The following is a 16,453-nucleotide window of genomic DNA, read 5'->3' on the forward strand; positions in this document are numbered from 1 at the left end:
AATTTATATGATACCAATAAATAAACCACCCCACCCTACGGGCACCCCTCCACAGGAGGGAATACCACGATTGCTGTGTGCATCCTCAAATTCCTCCAGGGCGATGCCCCGGGCTTATATGTTAAACCCCTTTGGGGCTACTATGCAGGAATCTGAATACTGCGACTGTAAACTGCGACTGTAAACTGAATACTGATCACTGTAAACTGAATACTGATCACTGCCCTCTAATTCCTCCCGTTCTCCTCCGGATAAAGTTCGAAGGCGGGTTTGCTTTGCCAGTATTCTTTAGTATCGGCATCCATAATGGTAAGCGGGCCTTTAAAGGCGGCGCCGGTATCTACATTCCAGATATTGGCCATTTGCACCGGTACGGTTTGCCCAATACGGGTAACGGGGGTGTGGCCAATAAAAATTTCTTTGTAGTGGGTAAAGCGTTTTGGATAGTATGGGTGGGTAACATCAATCGACTTATCCAGGGCAAGGGCCGTTTCCCACAGGGTACGGTCCCAGTAAAAAAGGCGGCTAAAATACTCGTGCTTAACCCCGTTAAGGTTGGTAAACCCCGCGTGAACGAACAGGCGGTTATCATCATCCAAAAAATAATCTTCCAGGCTTTCTAAAAACAAAATATGTATTTGCTTTTTGTCTTCGGGCATAATGGTGTAGCTGTCCATAGTACTGCGGCCGCCGTGGTTAAACCATTCTTCGCTATACTGGCCGGTTTTAAGCCATCCTAAAAGTAAATCGTCGTGGTTGCCCCTTATAAAAATACAGTTATGGCTGGTTTTCAGCTCCATAAGCTTATCTATAACTTCGGGACTCTGGCCCCATCCGTCTACAAAATCGCCAAGAAAAATAAGTCGGTCGTGGGTGGTAACGTTCGCACGTTCAAGTATTTGCAACAGCGCTTTATAGCTGCCGTGTATATCGCCAATAACAAGGGTTCTGTTCATTTAAAAAATTTTAACCTAACACAAATGTGTAAGTGTAAATTTACTAATTTGCAGCTAACTAATTGTTTACCTTAATTACAAATTAATTAAACATTAACGTTACCACTTAAAAACCAATATGCTATGAAAAAAAAATTACTTTGTTTATTACTATTTGCCCCTTTTTTAGCCTTTGCACAGCTGCCCGTAGAGGGTTTTGAAGGCTTTTGGTTTGCCCAAACCGGTACCGGTACCGGAGGTCCGGTATATTGGGCAATAGCTAATGTTAATGGCAGTAACAGCTGGCAACAAACGCCGGCAAATATTGCCTACGCAGGTACTTATTGCGCTGCACTTTACGGACAGGCAGCTGTAGGAACAGATATACCCCAGGACTGGCTTATAAGCCCTGTTATTACAACGACTGCCAATCCTGAATTGCGCTTTTTTTCCAGATTGGGAGCCGATGGCAACCAAGGCGGAACGTATAAAATTATGTATGCCTATGCTACTAACCCCCAAACAAGTTTGGCCGGTTATAGTGTTGCTGCAGAGTTTACCGAGTTAGAATTAAACCCCGTACAGACCGAGTGGACTGAAAAAACAGTAACATTACCGGCTATAATTCCTGCGGGCTCGCAAATATATATTGCCTTTGTAGGCCAGGGCGATAACGCCGACACCTGGCTTATAGATAATGTTAAGGTAGGGCAGCAATGCCTTGAGCCAACAAATCTTACGGCCGTGCCTACATCTGACACCAGTGTTACATTAGGATGGACAAACCCGGGTGGTACATCGACCTTTGAGATTGAGGTACTACCTGCAACCGGCATGCCTACAGGCGTTGCCAACACGCCCATTACCAGTATACCCACGGTAGTGTCAAATCTTACACCAAACACGGGTTATAAATTTTATGTACGCTCTGTATGCAGCGATGTTGCTTTTAGCAGCTGGGTGGGGCCGTTTCAGTTTAATACCCCGGGCACTAACTGCTCTCCTGTAGATATGTGCAATTATACCATTTTGGCATCAGACGCAGCCAACGATGGTTGGAGCGGTAACAGCATCTGGGTTATGCAAAACGGTATTGTTGTAGCTGACCTGAATTTGGAAGGTGCCGGCACTACCGCCGAATTAAGTGTTCCGCTGTGCCATGATGCGCCTTTTAGCCTGTACTGGCCAGAGGGAGGCACAAATCCGCAGGATGTAGACATTGTACTAAAAAATCCGTTTGAGCAGATAATCTATTCTAAACCTGCCGGTACCGGCCAACCTGGAACTGTTTTGTTTGAAGGCACTGCCAATTGCCTTACTGTAGACTGTTTTCCGCCAACAAACCTTACAGCCACTGTAGCACCTAATAATAATGTTACTTTTGGCATAAACGGCACACCCAATGTTATTTGGGAATATTATATTGTTACCGCCGGCAGCCCTGCGCCTATAGCACAAACAGCAGGTGTACCGGCTACTACAAACCCCGCACTTATAACCAACCTGCTGCCAAATACTAACTATGTGGCATATGCAAGGATTATTTGCGATGCCGAAAACATTAGCCCTTGGGAAGGCCCCATAGCAATTGCTACCGGTACTGGTAATAACCTTACAGGTATTATTAGAATGGATGCTAACGAAGATGGTGTATGCAACGCTGTAGATTACATAGTGCCCGCAGTAGAAATTGTAGTAACAGTTAATAACGGTGGGCCATTTTCTGTATATACTAATGCCGATGGCCAATATGCTATAGGCAACTTTGCCGATGGCGTAAATACTATAAGCCTTGCTCCTATAGCACCGGCAGGGTTTGCACCGGTTACCCCTGTAACTGCACCTATAGATTTTAACGAAGGCCTTAACGGCGTATCGATAGATTTTTGCCTTGAGGTTACAGAGCCTTTTGCCGATGTTCAGGTTACACTTTTACCAATTACAGTGGCCCAACCCGGTTTTTATGGCACCTACCAGTTAATAGTTACCAATAATGGCAACATAGCCGCAACAGGCACTACTGCTACCTTTACTTTTAACACTACCAAGGCAGAAATTGAATATGTTGGCCTTCCGTATACTTTAAATGCCGGCACTATTAGCTTAGATCTTGGCACTATTGCTCCGTTATCATCGCAATCTGTAAATATAGTGCTATATTATTTTGAGCCCCCTGTAAACGAGGCCGAAGACGAACTTGAGTTTGTAGCCGAAGTTTCGATAGCCGAAACCGATGAGGTGTTAGATAACAATACGGTAACGCTGGTACAAACCGTTGTAAACTCTTACGACCCAAATGATATTACCGTACACGAAGGTGCAACGATTACCGAAGCACAGGCCGATGATTACCTTACGTATACTATCCGCTTTCAGAACACGGGTAATTTTGCAGCTACCAATGTTAAAATTACCAATGCCTTAGACGAGCTGTTGGACTGGAATACGTTTACGCCAATAGCATCGAGCCACAATTATAACGTTAGCCGTACTCAAAACCTATTGGAGTTTACGTACAACAACATTCACCTGCCCGATAGTACCAGTAACGAGGCGGCAAGCCACGGTTTTATTACCTACAGGGTTAAGCCTAAGAGCACCTACGGCTTAGGCGATATTGTGTACAGTACTGCCGATATTTATTTCGACTTTAACCCGGCGGTTATTACTAACACGGCCAGTACAGAGGTTGTTGCCACAGCAGGCGTTAAAACACCTACCCTTGGCAATGCTACGCTATATCCTAACCCGGTTAAAAACATGCTTACCATTAAACTTAGGCAGGGTACCGTACAAAATATTATGGTGTTAGATGTTAACGGCAGGCAATGCCTTACCGCCCAAAACGCTACCACTATAGATACCCAGGCTTTAAAAGCCGGTATTTATTTTGTAAGGATAACTACCGATACCGGTGTTGAGGTTAAGAAGATAATTAAGGAATAAGGAATTTTAATTTGATATAAAAGTCCCGGATCATTGTTTATGGTTCGGGACTTTTTGTTAATTGGCTGTTCCACAGAGATACGCAGAGGGATCTCAGAGATTAATTTAGATTAATTTAGATTGCCCTGCGGCGCGAGACCACAAAGCGATACAGCCATTTAGCCATATAGCTCTGTGTTTTAGCAACGAATGTTGTTTTCTTAAAATTGTCAGTGCATCTCTGAGATCCCTCTGCGTATCTCTGTGAAATAGCTACGCATATTTCATTTTACGCAATACCCTCATAGCTTCTTTAAACGATATGTAGGCCGAGTTTTCGGCATACGCCTTAAGCAGTGGCTTGGCGTCTACCAGCTTTTGTTTGGCATCGTCAAAACCATTAAGGTAGCATATCATAAAAGTACTTGGCAGGTTTTCGAGGTCTTTCTGTTCCCTTTCAGATAAGGGTATGCCCTTTTGAAGCTTGCTTAATAGCGCAAGGTTGGCGTTATAAATATGGTACATCATTTTGCGGTTATACTGCGGGGGTTCGAACAGCATTTCCGATTCCATTTTATAATTGCCGTTTTCCTGAAAGCGGATACTTATCTGCTCCAGCGGGTAGTAACTGGTTTTGTCGTTTAATCCTAAAGCCACGTATTCGGTTATCGAGAAAGTATCATCGTTATACTCAATACTTACCTCATCTAAAGCCGAATAAAACAGTTTTACCTGCTCGTTAATCAGCTCAATATCCACCCGCGAAAAATAAGTACGCCCCTTAACCACTTTTTTGTTGCCGGCCCAACACACAATAAACAGCTCTTTAAATACTTTGTATTTGGCCGTCATGTCTTTATGCCGGTTGTTTATAAAGTCCATTACCCCTTCCAGGGTGTGCTCTATACTGTTGCGCGACCCGTTCTCTATGTCGGCTACCGTATTTTTGTTCTGTACGTTGTTAAGGTTAACCTGGCTAACATCTACGGGTGTAGAGTTGCTGCCCCGGCGCAAAAAGGCCATGCCGGCGGGTATGGTATAAATATTTTTTTTAAAGTACGATGCACGTCCGTTAGGGCTAATGGTAACCAGGCCCACTACCCTGTCTTTCGGCAAGTGCGGAAACGGTACATTTTCGTACTGTATGCGTGGCGGGTGTATTAAAAAGGCATTTACAAGGTTCTGGATGCGGCTATCGTCGTAAAAGTCGGTACCGGTAATCTCGTTGTCGCCGTCTTCTACACCAACCACAATGTAAGAGTTGTTGTGTGGGTTAGAATTGGATAACGCACATATATGCTTTACAAACTTGGCCTTACCCTCTTTGGTATGCAGGTTTAACTGACGCTTTTTATCATAAAAACTACTCTCATCGTTGTGAGCCAGCAGGTTTTTAATTAAAAGGCGTTTGTTGATCATTGTGGAGGGGTTTGGGTTGGGGGTTGGGGGTTCAGAGTTACGGGTTAGGAATTTGGGGTTTGGGGTTCGTTTGAGAATTCCCCTCCTTTGGAGGGGAATGCCACGATTGCCATCTAACACCTACAAGGTCTCAAAGACCTTGCAGGAGCTCGGCCTACAGCTGCTTATTAACAATAGTGGCACTTGCCTGCGCAGTTGGCAATACAGTAAGGTCGGCAATGTTAACATGGTACGGACGCGTAACCACAAAGTGGATTATATCGGCAATATCCTCGGCTTTAAGCGGGTCAAGGCCTTTGTATACCTGTGCAGCCCTTTCGGTATCGCCTTTAAAGCGTACTTCGCTAAATTCGGTGTCAACCATACCCGGGTTTATAGCGCCCACGCGAATACCGTACTGGTTAAGGTCCATTCGCATGCCAATGTTTAGTGCATCTACTGCATGTTTGGTAGCACAATACACGTTACCGTTGGTATACACCTCTTTACCGGCAATTGACCCAATGTTGATGATGTGACCGCTGCGGCGCTCTACCATACCGGGAATAACCTCTTTGCTTACATACAGCAGCCCTTTGATATTTATGTCTATCATGGCATCCCAGTCTTCCTCGTCGCCATTTTCTATAGGGTCCAGGCCGTGGGCGTTGCCGGCGTTGTTAACCAGTACATCGATCTTCATAAAATCGGGCGGAATAGAAGCTATGGCCTTTGCCACGTCTTTCTTTTTTCTAACGTCAAAATTAAGGGTATGCACCTCGGTTAGGGCGCTAAACTCGTCCTGCAATTCGGCAAGGCGGTCTTCGCGGCGGCCGCAAATAATAAGTTTAAATTTATTTTTTGCCAGAAAGCGTGCCGTAGCCCTGCCTATACCGCTGGTTGCCCCTGTTATTAATGCTGTTTTCATTCTTATGTGTTTAAAATTGAAGATTTAAAATTTAAAATTCTGTGCCGTATAGGCTTCATCTCGTTCATAGGGCGCTGCCGTATGCTATTATGTTGCTCCCCTTTGAGGCTGCCGACTGCGACTGCTACCGTAAACTGATACTGGGACTGCCTACTTAACACTTGCAACGTCTTTACGGTACTTTATGCCCCATGCTTTCGGTCCAGATGGCAAACCAGTCCTCAAGGTCTAATGTAAGGCTGGCGGCTTTAACCTGGTTTTTTAACCGGTCGAAATTGCACGACCCCGAAACGGGAACAATACCTGCCGGGTGCTGCATTATCCAGGCAAGCAAAATAACATCGGCGGTAGCCTCGTACTTTTCTACAAATTCCAGCAGCAGGGTTTTAAGCCTGTCGGTCTGGGCATTTTCGGCCTTAAATACGCTGCCAACGGGGCTCCACGCCATAGGCTTAATGTTGTGCAGCTGCATAAAATCAAGGCTGCCATCTAACATGGGCTGGTAGGCTGTAGCCGAAAACTCTATCTGGTTGCAGTACACATGCAGTAACGATTTTATAAGTTCGGTCTGGCTGGTGGTAAAGTTAGAGAGGCCAAACTCCCTTATCTTGCCCTGCCCTTTAAGCTTGTGTATGGCTTCGGCAATTTCGCCCGGCTGCATAAGCGGGCTGGGGCGGTGCAGCAAAAGCACATCGAGGTAATCGGTCTTTAAAAATTTAAGCGAATTTTCGGCACTCCAAATAATATAATCTTTAGAGTAATTGTAATGCTTTACCTTAATGGGGCGGTTGCCCACGGTATGCTGTATGCCGCATTTTGATATAAGCTGAATGTCTTCGCGCTTAACGCCGCTTTGGGCAAAGCCAAGTCCAAAATCGGCTTCGGTGGTGTAGCCGCCGTAAATATCGGCGTGGTCAAAAGTGGTAATGCCCACGCTAATACAGTTGTTTATAAGCTGTGCCATTTGCGCAGGATTAAAATTAGCCTGCCATGCGCCCCAGTTCATGGTGCCCGCAATAACGGGCGAGAGTGGTATACTCATTTAATGTTGTAGTTATAGTATTTGTGCATAAAAATAATCAAATGATTTTTTCTTACACCTACATAGCAGTTTAAAAAAACAACAAAAGCCTGTTTACTACAAAATTATGCAGCAAATAGGCTTTAAATTATTCCCGTAAGGGTATGTTATTGCTTAACCAGCTTTAAAACAGCGGTTTTGCCCTGGGCCGAAGCGTGCACTACATAAGTGCCTGCACTTAGTCCAGATACATCCAAATCTGACTGTGTTGCATTAACTGTTTTAGTAAGCACTACCTGTCCAAGCATGTTGTACAGCGTAACGCTTTCTATTTCGCTTTGCGCGGATAGCGTAACAAGGCTGTTAGCCGGGTTAGGTGCCATGGTAATGGTTTTAGCCGAAAACTCTGTAGTGCCTAACGGCACCATAATGTATATGCCATAGTCTTCTATATCGGCTACATAAAATTCTGCAGTACAGGCTACCTCAGCATCCGTAAGATCTATTGCCTCTCCTATAACCCTCATTGTTAATAACGAACCCTGAACAGCATTAGCCGGTATTGTAACATCGGTTGTAAAAGTTTGAGCAGTTAAATTAGGCACAGACCCGCTTGCAACCATTTCGCCGGCTTCAAAACTGCCATTGTTATTATAATCGATATAGGCCCTGTAGTTTTCGGTATAGCTATTACCCGATTTAATTGAAACAGATAACGGGTAAGTACTTCCTGTATAGACCGACGTTGCGCTACTGCATTTAAAATTTTCGTAGCCGCCAATACTCAATGGTGTCTCGTTATTTATATTATTAAAAACTACATTATTTACACTATATCCAAAATTACCTACCTGCCCCGGATCTGGGATGCATGCCTGTACAGATTCTGCATTGGATAAAACGGTAATGGCGTTTGCCATAGTGGTAGTAAACGTAGCGTTGCCCATAGTTATAGCCAAATTAATGCTGTATGTGCCGGCAACTGGCGGAGTAAAGTTTACATTTTGGGTGTTAAACACATACATACCCGTACCGTTAGTGATAGTCCATGTAAAATTAATGCCGGCCCAGGCAGATTCGGCTAAATAATTTTTAGGTATGCAGCTACTTGCATCCATAAGATTAACACTGTTGCCAAGGCAAACTATGCTGGTAGAAATAGTAAAAGTTGCCGATGTTAATGCCGGTGGCACAAGGCTCATGTTACCATTTGCTGCCAATAACGAGCCACGTATTAAAGTAGCTGCATCTATAGCCCTGTTTTTCTGGTCGTTACTAAACATGTTTTGACAGTTATATGCTACCGAATATGTCATGTAATTGTGTTTAAAACTAAGGTCGGTATTGGTTGGGTCGCAGCTGTTGGTGCCTGTAGTAGTACAATCGGTATTTCTAATATGCGGGGCAGTATCTAAACAACAATCGCCAAGGCCGGTGCCGCAGCCATTAATTACTGTTGGGCAGGCTGTACCGGCGGCATCGCCTTCAAAAGTATGGTACAGGTTAAAGGCATGACCAAGCTCGTGTGTAGTAGTAATACTTTCTGAATTGGCAAAATAGTCTGAAAGTATTACAGCACCATCATAACTAAGGCCGTGTGCACTTGCATAATAGGCATAACCGGAAAAAGCAGACATGCCGTTATCAAATTCTGATACGATCCAAATGTTATAGTATCGGTTAGAATCCCAGTAGTCAAGAGCCTTAAGGGCACCATCTGTAATGCCACTCCCATTTGTATCATATTGTACACCATTGTTCATGTAAAGAGCAACATTAGTCATATCGGTCCTGGTAATACCGTTGGTACAATTACCTTGTGGGTCGCGTACGGCAAGTGCAAACTCAAAGCCGGTATCTGCACCATTGCCATCGCCCACACTACCGGCGGCTTTACGAAAACGCTCGTTAACCGCTTTTATCTGGTTTCTAATTTCCTCGTCGGTAATATTGGTGCCAACACCCAGCGCCTCGCCTTTGTGCATAACGTGTACCACAACGGGTATAACGTAAGTGCCGGCAGTTTGCGGGCCTTTTTTAATGTTACCGCCGGTATAGCGTGCATCAAAATCGTGCATGCGTTTTGCGTAAACGGCATCGGTTGCCATTTTGTGGTCGTGCAGGCCATCGGTACCGCACTGGTGCTTTTGCTGTGCCTGCGCTGCCATGAGACAGCCCAAAAAAGAAAGGGATAGTAAAAATTGTTTCATTAAATATCTGTTTTCGCGCAAAAATATAACAAAAACATCCTCATTTTAAATGGTTTAGCTTAAATAATTACTACCATCAGGGCAAATAAATTTGAATTTTGGTTTTAACGTGTTTATAGGGTCGGTTTCGCAGGGTTCTATAAGCTGGGCAAGGGCATTTAAGAAACGTAAAAGCAGTAATAGCAAAGGCGAGTAAACATTTTTTCGTACTGCAACGCATAAGTTTACAAGAGTTTTACCAATAAAAATTTAACATTTGCATACTTTTACGCAAATATTTTCGTTGTAAACGCTGCCGTTGCCGGGCAACGCTTTTTTTGGTTTTAAAATGCAGTGCACTAAACAGCACCCAAACGCATATTTTTTTACTAAACCTAAATGCCGTTAACAACGCGTTAACACCCCATTTAGGGTAAAGGCAATAAATTCGGCAATGAATTTGCAATGTAAAAAAAGCTTATTAAATTCACACTCCAAAACAATACAAGATTATGGAAGAAAACACTGCCACTGTAGACATTAGGGCAATTAACGAAAGAATAGAGAGGGAAAGCGCATTTATAGACCTCTTGGTTATGGAAATGAATAAGGTTATCGTGGGACAAAAGTACATGATAGAACGCCTGCTTATTGGCCTTTTGGGCCAGGGGCACATTTTGCTGGAGGGTGTACCCGGCCTTGCAAAAACCCTTGCCATTAACACCCTGGCACAAGCAGTACAGGGCAGCTTTAGCCGTATACAGTTTACGCCCGATTTGCTTCCTGCCGATGTGGTTGGTACCATGATTTACAACATTAAACAAAACGAGTTTACCATAAAAAAAGGCCCCATCTTTGCTAACTTCGTATTAGCCGATGAGATTAACAGGGCCCCTGCAAAGGTGCAATCGGCTTTACTTGAGGCCATGCAGGAAAAACAGGTTACTATTGGCGAGGAGACATTTAAACTGCAAAAACCCTTTCTGGTAATGGCTACCATGAACCCCGTGGAGCAGGAAGGTACTTACCCCCTGCCGGAAGCACAGGTAGACCGTTTTATGCTTAAAGCGGTTATAGACTACCCTAAAATGGAAGACGAGCGCCTTGTGGTGCGCGCCAACCTTAAAGGTGCTTTTGAGAAGGTTAACGCAGTAGTATCTGTAGAGCAGATATTACGTGCACAAGAGGCCGTGCGTGAGGTGTATATGGACGAGAAGATCGAAAAATATATTCTTGATATTATATTCGCTACCCGTTACCCTGAAAAATATAAACTGGAAAAACTTAAGCCGCTTATTAGCTTTGGTTCGTCGCCAAGGGGTAGTATTAACCTTGCTACCGCTGCAAAATGCTACGCATTTATTAAACGCAGGGGCTATGTAATTCCTGAAGATGTTAGAGCCGTAGTGCACGATGTACTGCGCCACCGTATTGGTATTACCTACGAGGCCGAAGCCGAGAACATTACCTCTATGGACATCATTAATAAAATAGTTAATGAGATTGAAGTTCCTTAATCGTTATAAAGTCAAATGTCATAAAGTCCAAAGTCCTGCACGGATTTGCTTTATGGCTTTAGCTTAAAATTGGTCGCAAATTAATATATAAAGCCTAATACCCATAAGGGGAGTTGCTTTATGACTTTAAGACCTGAGACTTTAGACTATAAAATTATGGATACAAAAGATATATTAAAAAAGGTTCGTAAAATAGAGATCAAGACCAAGCGGCTTAGCAACCACATTTTTTCGGGCGAATACCACTCGTCGTTTAAGGGGCGTGGTATGACCTTTAGCGAGGTACGCCAGTACCAGTTTGGAGATGATGTACGTGCTATCGACTGGAATGTTACTGCCCGCTACAACGAGCCTTACATTAAGGTTTTTGAAGAAGAGCGCGAACTTACCATGATGCTTGTGGTAGACGTTTCGGGGTCGGAGAGCTTTGGTACCCAGAGCGCCTTTAAAAAAGATATTGTAACCGAGATTGCCGCTACAATGGCATTCTCTGCTACACAAAATAACGATAAGATAGGACTTATACTTTTTTCAGATCAGGTAGAGCTTTACATTCCGCCAAAAAAAGGTAAAAGCCACGTATTGCGCATTATCCGCGAGCTTATTGAGTTTACTCCCAAAAGCCGCAAGACCGATGTTACCCAGGCGTTAAAGTTTTTATCGGGCGTGCTTAAAAAGAGGGCTATTGTATTTTTGATATCCGACTTTATGAGCGCCGACTTTGAGCATACCCTTAAAATTGCTGCTAAAAAGCACGATATTACCGGGGTTCGCGTTTACGACCCGCGCGAAGAGCAAATGCCCAATATTGGACTGGTTAACATGACCGATGCCGAAACCGGCGAAACCATGCTGGTTAACACAAGCTCTAAATCGGTAAGGCTGCAATACGAAAAGTACTACCACGACCGCGTTAAGTATTTTAAAGAAACCTTTAGCCGCTGCGGCGCAGGGGCCGTTAGCACCCGTGTAGACGAATCGTATGTAACCAAACTGCTGGGTTATTTTAAAGCCCGTGCATAAGTAGGTTTATAACATTTAAAAACATGATCATTAAAAAAATAGTTACTGTACTTTGTTTGTTTGCCGCTGTTACCGCCTTTGGGCAGCAAAAGCAGGTGCATACCAGTATAGATTCTACAAAAATAAAAATAGGCTCGCAGGCCAACCTTATACTTAAGGCTACGGTAGATACTGCCGCTAAGGTAAGTTTTCCGCAAGGCAAAACCTTTGGGCAGCTGGAGGTTATAGAATCGTATCCGGTAGATACCGTTCGTAAGGGCGCTATTTACGAGCTGGTAAAAAAATACGGCTTAACACAGTTCGACTCCGGCCGTTATGTTATTCCGCGCCTTCCGGTGGTTATCAATAACAAAACCATCCAGACCGATTCGCTCCTTCTGGAAGTTGGCAATGTTAAGGTAGACACCCTTAAGCAAAAAATGTTCGACATTAAGCCCATTGCCAAAGCCAGTTCAGACAACAGCCTTTATTGGATACTCCTTGCCATAGTGTTGCTTGGCGGTGCAGGTTATGGCGTTTGGTGGTTCATCAAAAAAAGAAAAAAAACCGTTAAGGCTGCGCCCGAGGTTATTAAAACCCCGATTGAAAAAGCCACTACCCTATTGCACGACCTTGAAAAGAAAGAACTGCTGCAAAAAGGCGAGGTTAAAGAATACTATAGCGAACTGGCCGATATTGCCCGTACCTATATAGAAGAGGCCATACACATACCGGCTATGGAAAGCACCACCGGCGAACTTATAGAGGCCATGCGCCGCGCTACACAGCGCCGTAAAATGAGCCTTCGCCCGGAAACTTTCGAGCAGCTGGAGCAGGTACTTCGCAATGCTGACTTAGTGAAATTCGCTAAAAGCAGGCCAATGGAGTTTGAAATTGCCGAAGACCGTAACCGCATAGAAAAAACCATAGTGGTTATAGATCGCAGTATTCCGGTTGAAAAAGACGACGACGAGATACACACCCGCATGTGGGAGGAAGCCCAGCGCAAAAAGAAAGAAAAAAAACGCAGGAACATTATTTTAGGCGTAATATCCTTTATAGTGGCTTTTGTGGTGAGTTTCTTTTTAGTGCAGTCGGCTTTAAACGACAGTGGCATTTTTGGCACCGAGAACAAAGCCCTTTTAGATGGCGAATGGGTTAAGAGCGAGTACGGCAACCCGGGCCTAACGCTGGAAACCCCAAGGGTACTTAAGCGTATGGATGCCTCTAAAATGATTCCTGCCGATGCTATGGCGCTTATAAAAGACCTTAATATGTTTGGCTACGGCGAACTGTTTGGCGATTTTTATGTGGCCGTGGGCACCACCATTTTTAAAGAACCTAAAGATATAGATCTTAACCTTGCGGTAGATGGTGTTACCAAAGCATGGGCAAGCCAGGGCGCACAAAACATTTTGCTTAAAACAGAAGAATTTGCTACACAGGGCGGCATACAGGGCATACGCTCTTATGGCACCATGAAGTTTCCGCATGCTATTACCAAACAACCTGTAGATGCTTATTACGAGCTGTTTTTCTTTAAGCAGCAGCAGGGCTTGCAGCAGGTAATGGTGCTTTATAAGCAGGGCGATGAATATGCCCCGCAAATGCTGGAGCGCATTAAAAATTCTATCGAACTGAGAAACCTGAATCAATAATTATGAAAGATGTAACTTTTTTAAATCCCGGTTTCTTTTGGCTCTTTGCTATTTTGCCATTGGCTATTGGCTGGTACATCTGGAAACGCAGGCAGCAAACTGCCACACTTAGCATAAGTACGCTAAACGGGTTTAAGGCAGCACCCTCTGTACTGGCAAAGCTAAAACCGGTACTGTTTGCCTTAAGGCTACTGGCATTAAGCTGCATTATTGTGGCTATGGCAAGGCCAAGAAGTGTAGATATTAATAACAAAACCCGCACTACCCGCGGTATCGATATTGTAATGGCTATGGACGTATCTGGCTCTATGCTGGCCAAAGACCTTAAGCCCAACCGCCTTGAAGCCCTTAAAGATGTGGCCGAAGATTTTGTGGATGCCCGCCCTAACGATCGTATAGGCCTTGTGGTTTATGCCGGCGAGGCGTATACCAAAACCCCGGTTACCAGCGATAAAGAGCTTATTAAAAAGGCAATACAATCAGTCAAGTATGATGATATGGTGCTGCAGGACGGTACCGGTATTGGTGTAGGCCTTGCCACCGCCATTAACCGCCTTAAAGAGAGCAAAGCCAAGAGCCGCATTATCATTTTGCTTACAGATGGTGTAAACAACTCAGGCTTTATTGACCCAAGGATGGCATCAGACATGGCTAAAGAATACGGCATTAAGGTATATACCATTGGTATTGGTACTAATGGCAATGCGTTGTTTCCGTACGCAAAAAGGCCCGATGGCAGCTTTGTGTACCAGATGATGCCCGTACAGATAGACGAAGCGCTGATGAAAGAAATTGCTAAAAAAACCGAGGGTACCTACTTTAGGGCTACCAGCAACAGCAAGCTAAAGGCTATTTACAACGAGATAAATAAATTGGAAACCACCGAGATAGAGGAACAAAAGTTTTATAACTACGACGAAAAATTCCGACCTTGGGTTTGGGCGGCCCTTGGGCTGCTGATGGCCGAGGCGGTTGCGCGTAAAACCCTTTACAGAAGCTTTATATAGGTATGTACGAGTTAGACGAATCAAAATATTTGTATTTATTGGGCATCATCCCTGTGCTGGTGCTTATTTTCCTGTATAATTTATACTGGAAACGCAAAAAACAACGCGAGTTTGGTAATCCCGAACTGGTAAAGAGATTAAGCCCGGAGAGTTCGGTTTTTAAATCGGCACTAAAGCTTGTGGTGCTGCTACTGGCGTTGGCAGGTGTAATTATTGCACTGGTTAACCCTAAAATAGGCACCCGTACCGAGACCGTTAAACGCGAGGGCGTAGACATTGTTTTTGCCATAGACGTTTCTAAAAGTATGCTGGCCGAAGACGTTGCCCCAAGCAGGTTAGAAAAAAGCAAGCAGATAGTATCGCAAATTATTAACAGCTTAGGGTCCGACAGGATAGGCATTATCGGTTATGCCGGCAGTGCTTACCCGGTGCTTCCCATCACAACCGATTATAGTGTTGCCAAGATGTTCCTTCAGAATATGAATACCGATATGGTATCATCTCAGGGAACTGCCATTAGCGATGCCATTAATTTGGCGGGTACGTTTTTTGATAACCCCCAAACCAGTAAATTGGTTATATTGCTGTCTGATGGCGAAGACCACGGCGAAGGCAGCGAAGAGGCCGCCGCCGAAGCCCAAAAAAAAGGCATAAAGCTGATTACTATTGGTATGGGTACCGAGAAAGGCGGGCCTATACCCTTAAAAGTAAACGGCAAGGTAGAGAGCTATAAAAAAGACAATCAGGGCGAAACCGTAGTTACAAAACTGTACCCCGATGCGCTTAAAACCATTGCAGAGCGCACCAAAGGCGGCTATATATATGGTGGCAGCAGCCGCGAGGTTACTGATTATGTAAAGAACGCACTGGAGCACATAGAAAAATCAGAGTTTGAAAGTAAAGAAGTAGCATTGTACGAGTCGCAATTCCAATGGTTTCTGGGTGGGGCGTTCCTGCTGCTTTTCTTAGAAATATTTTTACTGGAGCGCAAAACCGGATGGATTACAAAACTTAACCTGTTTAACGAAAAAGAATAATGAAAAAAGTACTTACATATAGCTTCCTGCTGTGTGCCTTACTGGCTTTTTCGCAGGAAAAGAAAAAAGAGGTTAAAGACACCAACCTGCCCAAAGGCAATAAAGATTTTGAGGCCAAAGACTATGTAGATGCCGAGGCGGAGTATCGTATATCGAATTCTAAATCGCCTACAAAGGCTATTGCATCCTACAACCTTGGCAATGCCATTTACAGGCAAAAAAAGCCGGGAGAGGCCATTTATGCGTATTCTAAGGCTATAGAAAATGCTAAGGACAAAAAGCAAAAGCACATGGCCTACCACAACCTGGGCAACGTGCTTATGGAGCAAAAAAATTACCAGGCTGCGGTAGAGGCTTACAAAAATGCGCTGCGCAACAACCCTACAGATGACCAGACCCGTTATAACTTTGCCCTGGCTAAAGAGATGCTTAAAAACAACCCGCCGCCTAAGCCTAAAGACGATAAGAAAGATCCGCCGAAAGGCAAAGACGATGATAAATCGCAAAAGCCTAAAGACAACGATAAGGATAAGAACAAGGGCGACGAGAAGGATAAAGGCGATAAGGGCAAGGATAAAGACAAAGACAATAAGGATAAGGGCGACCAGAAAGATAAGAACAAAGACAAAGGCGACCAAAAGGATAAAGATAACGGCAACGGTAAAGACAAAGAGAACAAAGCCGATGCCAACCCAAGCGGTGCGAGCCCTAATAAAGACCAGATGCAAAACATGCTTAATGCCCTAAACAACGAAGAAAAAAAGGTGCAGGATAAGCTAAATGCCAAAAAGGTTAAGGCCCAGCCAACAAAACAGGAAAAAGACTGGTAACACACC

General features: G+C 44.2%; 12 protein-coding genes. 7 read left to right on the plus strand and 5 right to left on the minus strand.

Features of this window, described 5'->3' with window-relative positions:
- Positions 1-227: 227 nt before the first annotated feature.
- On the minus strand, positions 228-956 hold the full coding sequence (locus tag G509_RS0100890) for a metallophosphoesterase family protein (RefSeq protein ID WP_026989806.1): 729 nt from the start codon (positions 954-956) through the stop codon (positions 228-230).
- Between the two features lie 123 nt (positions 957-1,079).
- Here G509_RS0100890 and G509_RS0100895 point away from each other — a divergent pair, with 123 nt between their 5' ends.
- Positions 1,080-3,881, plus strand: a complete 2,802-nt coding sequence (locus G509_RS0100895) for a T9SS-dependent choice-of-anchor J family protein (RefSeq protein WP_026989807.1) — start codon at positions 1,080-1,082, stop codon at positions 3,879-3,881.
- 252 nt (positions 3,882-4,133) lie between these two features.
- On the opposite strand, the gene G509_RS0100900 is transcribed toward G509_RS0100895, so the two are convergent.
- The 4 genes from G509_RS0100900 to G509_RS0100915 form a co-directional block, all read right to left on the minus strand.
- Positions 4,134-5,279, minus strand: coding sequence for an ATP-binding protein (locus tag G509_RS0100900; protein WP_026989808.1), 1,146 nt, complete (start codon positions 5,277-5,279; stop codon positions 4,134-4,136).
- A 154-nt stretch (positions 5,280-5,433) separates the two neighbouring features.
- Positions 5,434-6,186, minus strand: coding sequence for an SDR family NAD(P)-dependent oxidoreductase (locus tag G509_RS0100905; protein ID WP_026989809.1), 753 nt, complete (start codon positions 6,184-6,186; stop codon positions 5,434-5,436).
- Between the two features lie 172 nt (positions 6,187-6,358).
- Positions 6,359-7,228, minus strand: a complete 870-nt coding sequence (locus G509_RS0100910) for an aldo/keto reductase (RefSeq protein WP_026989810.1) — start codon at positions 7,226-7,228, stop codon at positions 6,359-6,361.
- A 146-nt stretch (positions 7,229-7,374) separates the two neighbouring features.
- A complete protein-coding gene (locus G509_RS0100915) occupies positions 7,375-9,417 on the minus strand; it encodes a zinc-dependent metalloprotease (protein ID WP_081663216.1) in 2,043 nt (680 codons plus the stop codon).
- Between the two features lie 491 nt (positions 9,418-9,908).
- On the opposite strand from G509_RS0100915, the gene G509_RS0100930 reads away from it, so the two are divergent.
- From G509_RS0100930 to G509_RS0100955, 6 genes are all read left to right on the plus strand, one after another.
- The gene (locus G509_RS0100930; protein ID WP_026989812.1) at positions 9,909-10,913 is read left to right on the plus strand and encodes an AAA family ATPase; all 1,005 of its coding nucleotides are present in this window, start codon (positions 9,909-9,911) and stop codon (positions 10,911-10,913) included.
- Positions 10,914-11,069: 156 nt separating this feature from the next.
- A complete protein-coding gene (locus tag G509_RS0100935; RefSeq protein ID WP_026989813.1) occupies positions 11,070-11,936 on the plus strand; it encodes a DUF58 domain-containing protein in 867 nt (288 codons plus the stop codon).
- A gap of 23 nt (positions 11,937-11,959) precedes the next feature.
- A complete protein-coding gene (locus G509_RS0100940; protein WP_026989814.1) occupies positions 11,960-13,573 on the plus strand; it encodes a flagellar basal body-associated FliL family protein in 1,614 nt (537 codons plus the stop codon).
- Between the two features lie 2 nt (positions 13,574-13,575).
- Entirely contained in the window at positions 13,576-14,580 is a 1,005-nt protein-coding gene (locus tag G509_RS0100945) for a vWA domain-containing protein (RefSeq protein WP_026989815.1), read from the plus strand.
- A 2-nt stretch (positions 14,581-14,582) separates the two neighbouring features.
- On the plus strand, positions 14,583-15,617 hold the full coding sequence (locus G509_RS0100950; protein WP_026989816.1) for a VWA domain-containing protein: 1,035 nt from the start codon (positions 14,583-14,585) through the stop codon (positions 15,615-15,617).
- On the plus strand, positions 15,617-16,447 hold the full coding sequence (locus tag G509_RS0100955) for a tetratricopeptide repeat protein (RefSeq protein WP_026989817.1): 831 nt from the start codon (positions 15,617-15,619) through the stop codon (positions 16,445-16,447). The genes G509_RS0100950 and G509_RS0100955 overlap by 1 nt, the downstream gene beginning before the upstream one ends.
- Positions 16,448-16,453: the final 6 nt, after the last annotated feature.

This window comes from Flavobacterium subsaxonicum WB 4.1-42 = DSM 21790 (genome assembly GCF_000422725.1).
GTDB classification, from domain to species: Bacteria; Bacteroidota; Bacteroidia; order Flavobacteriales; family Flavobacteriaceae; genus Flavobacterium; species Flavobacterium subsaxonicum.

Excerpts from the sequence above, each read along its gene's own strand:
- G509_RS0100890 (WP_026989806.1), bottom strand. The coding sequence starts at position 956 with ATGAACAGAACCCTTGTTATTGGCGATATACACGGCAGCTATAAAGCG.
- G509_RS0100895 (WP_026989807.1), top strand. The coding sequence starts at position 1,080 with ATGAAAAAAAAATTACTTTGTTTATTACTATTTGCCCCTTTTTTAGCC.
- G509_RS0100900 (WP_026989808.1), bottom strand. The coding sequence starts at position 5,279 with ATGATCAACAAACGCCTTTTAATTAAAAACCTGCTGGCTCACAACGAT.
- G509_RS0100905 (WP_026989809.1), bottom strand. The coding sequence starts at position 6,186 with ATGAAAACAGCATTAATAACAGGGGCAACCAGCGGTATAGGCAGGGCT.
- G509_RS0100910 (WP_026989810.1), bottom strand. The coding sequence starts at position 7,228 with ATGAGTATACCACTCTCGCCCGTTATTGCGGGCACCATGAACTGGGGC.
- G509_RS0100915 (WP_081663216.1), bottom strand. The coding sequence starts at position 9,417 with ATGAAACAATTTTTACTATCCCTTTCTTTTTTGGGCTGTCTCATGGCA.
- G509_RS0100930 (WP_026989812.1), top strand. The coding sequence starts at position 9,909 with ATGGAAGAAAACACTGCCACTGTAGACATTAGGGCAATTAACGAAAGA.
- G509_RS0100935 (WP_026989813.1), top strand. The coding sequence starts at position 11,070 with ATGGATACAAAAGATATATTAAAAAAGGTTCGTAAAATAGAGATCAAG.
- G509_RS0100940 (WP_026989814.1), top strand. The coding sequence starts at position 11,960 with ATGATCATTAAAAAAATAGTTACTGTACTTTGTTTGTTTGCCGCTGTT.
- G509_RS0100945 (WP_026989815.1), top strand. The coding sequence starts at position 13,576 with ATGAAAGATGTAACTTTTTTAAATCCCGGTTTCTTTTGGCTCTTTGCT.
- G509_RS0100950 (WP_026989816.1), top strand. The coding sequence starts at position 14,583 with ATGTACGAGTTAGACGAATCAAAATATTTGTATTTATTGGGCATCATC.
- G509_RS0100955 (WP_026989817.1), top strand. The coding sequence starts at position 15,617 with ATGAAAAAAGTACTTACATATAGCTTCCTGCTGTGTGCCTTACTGGCT.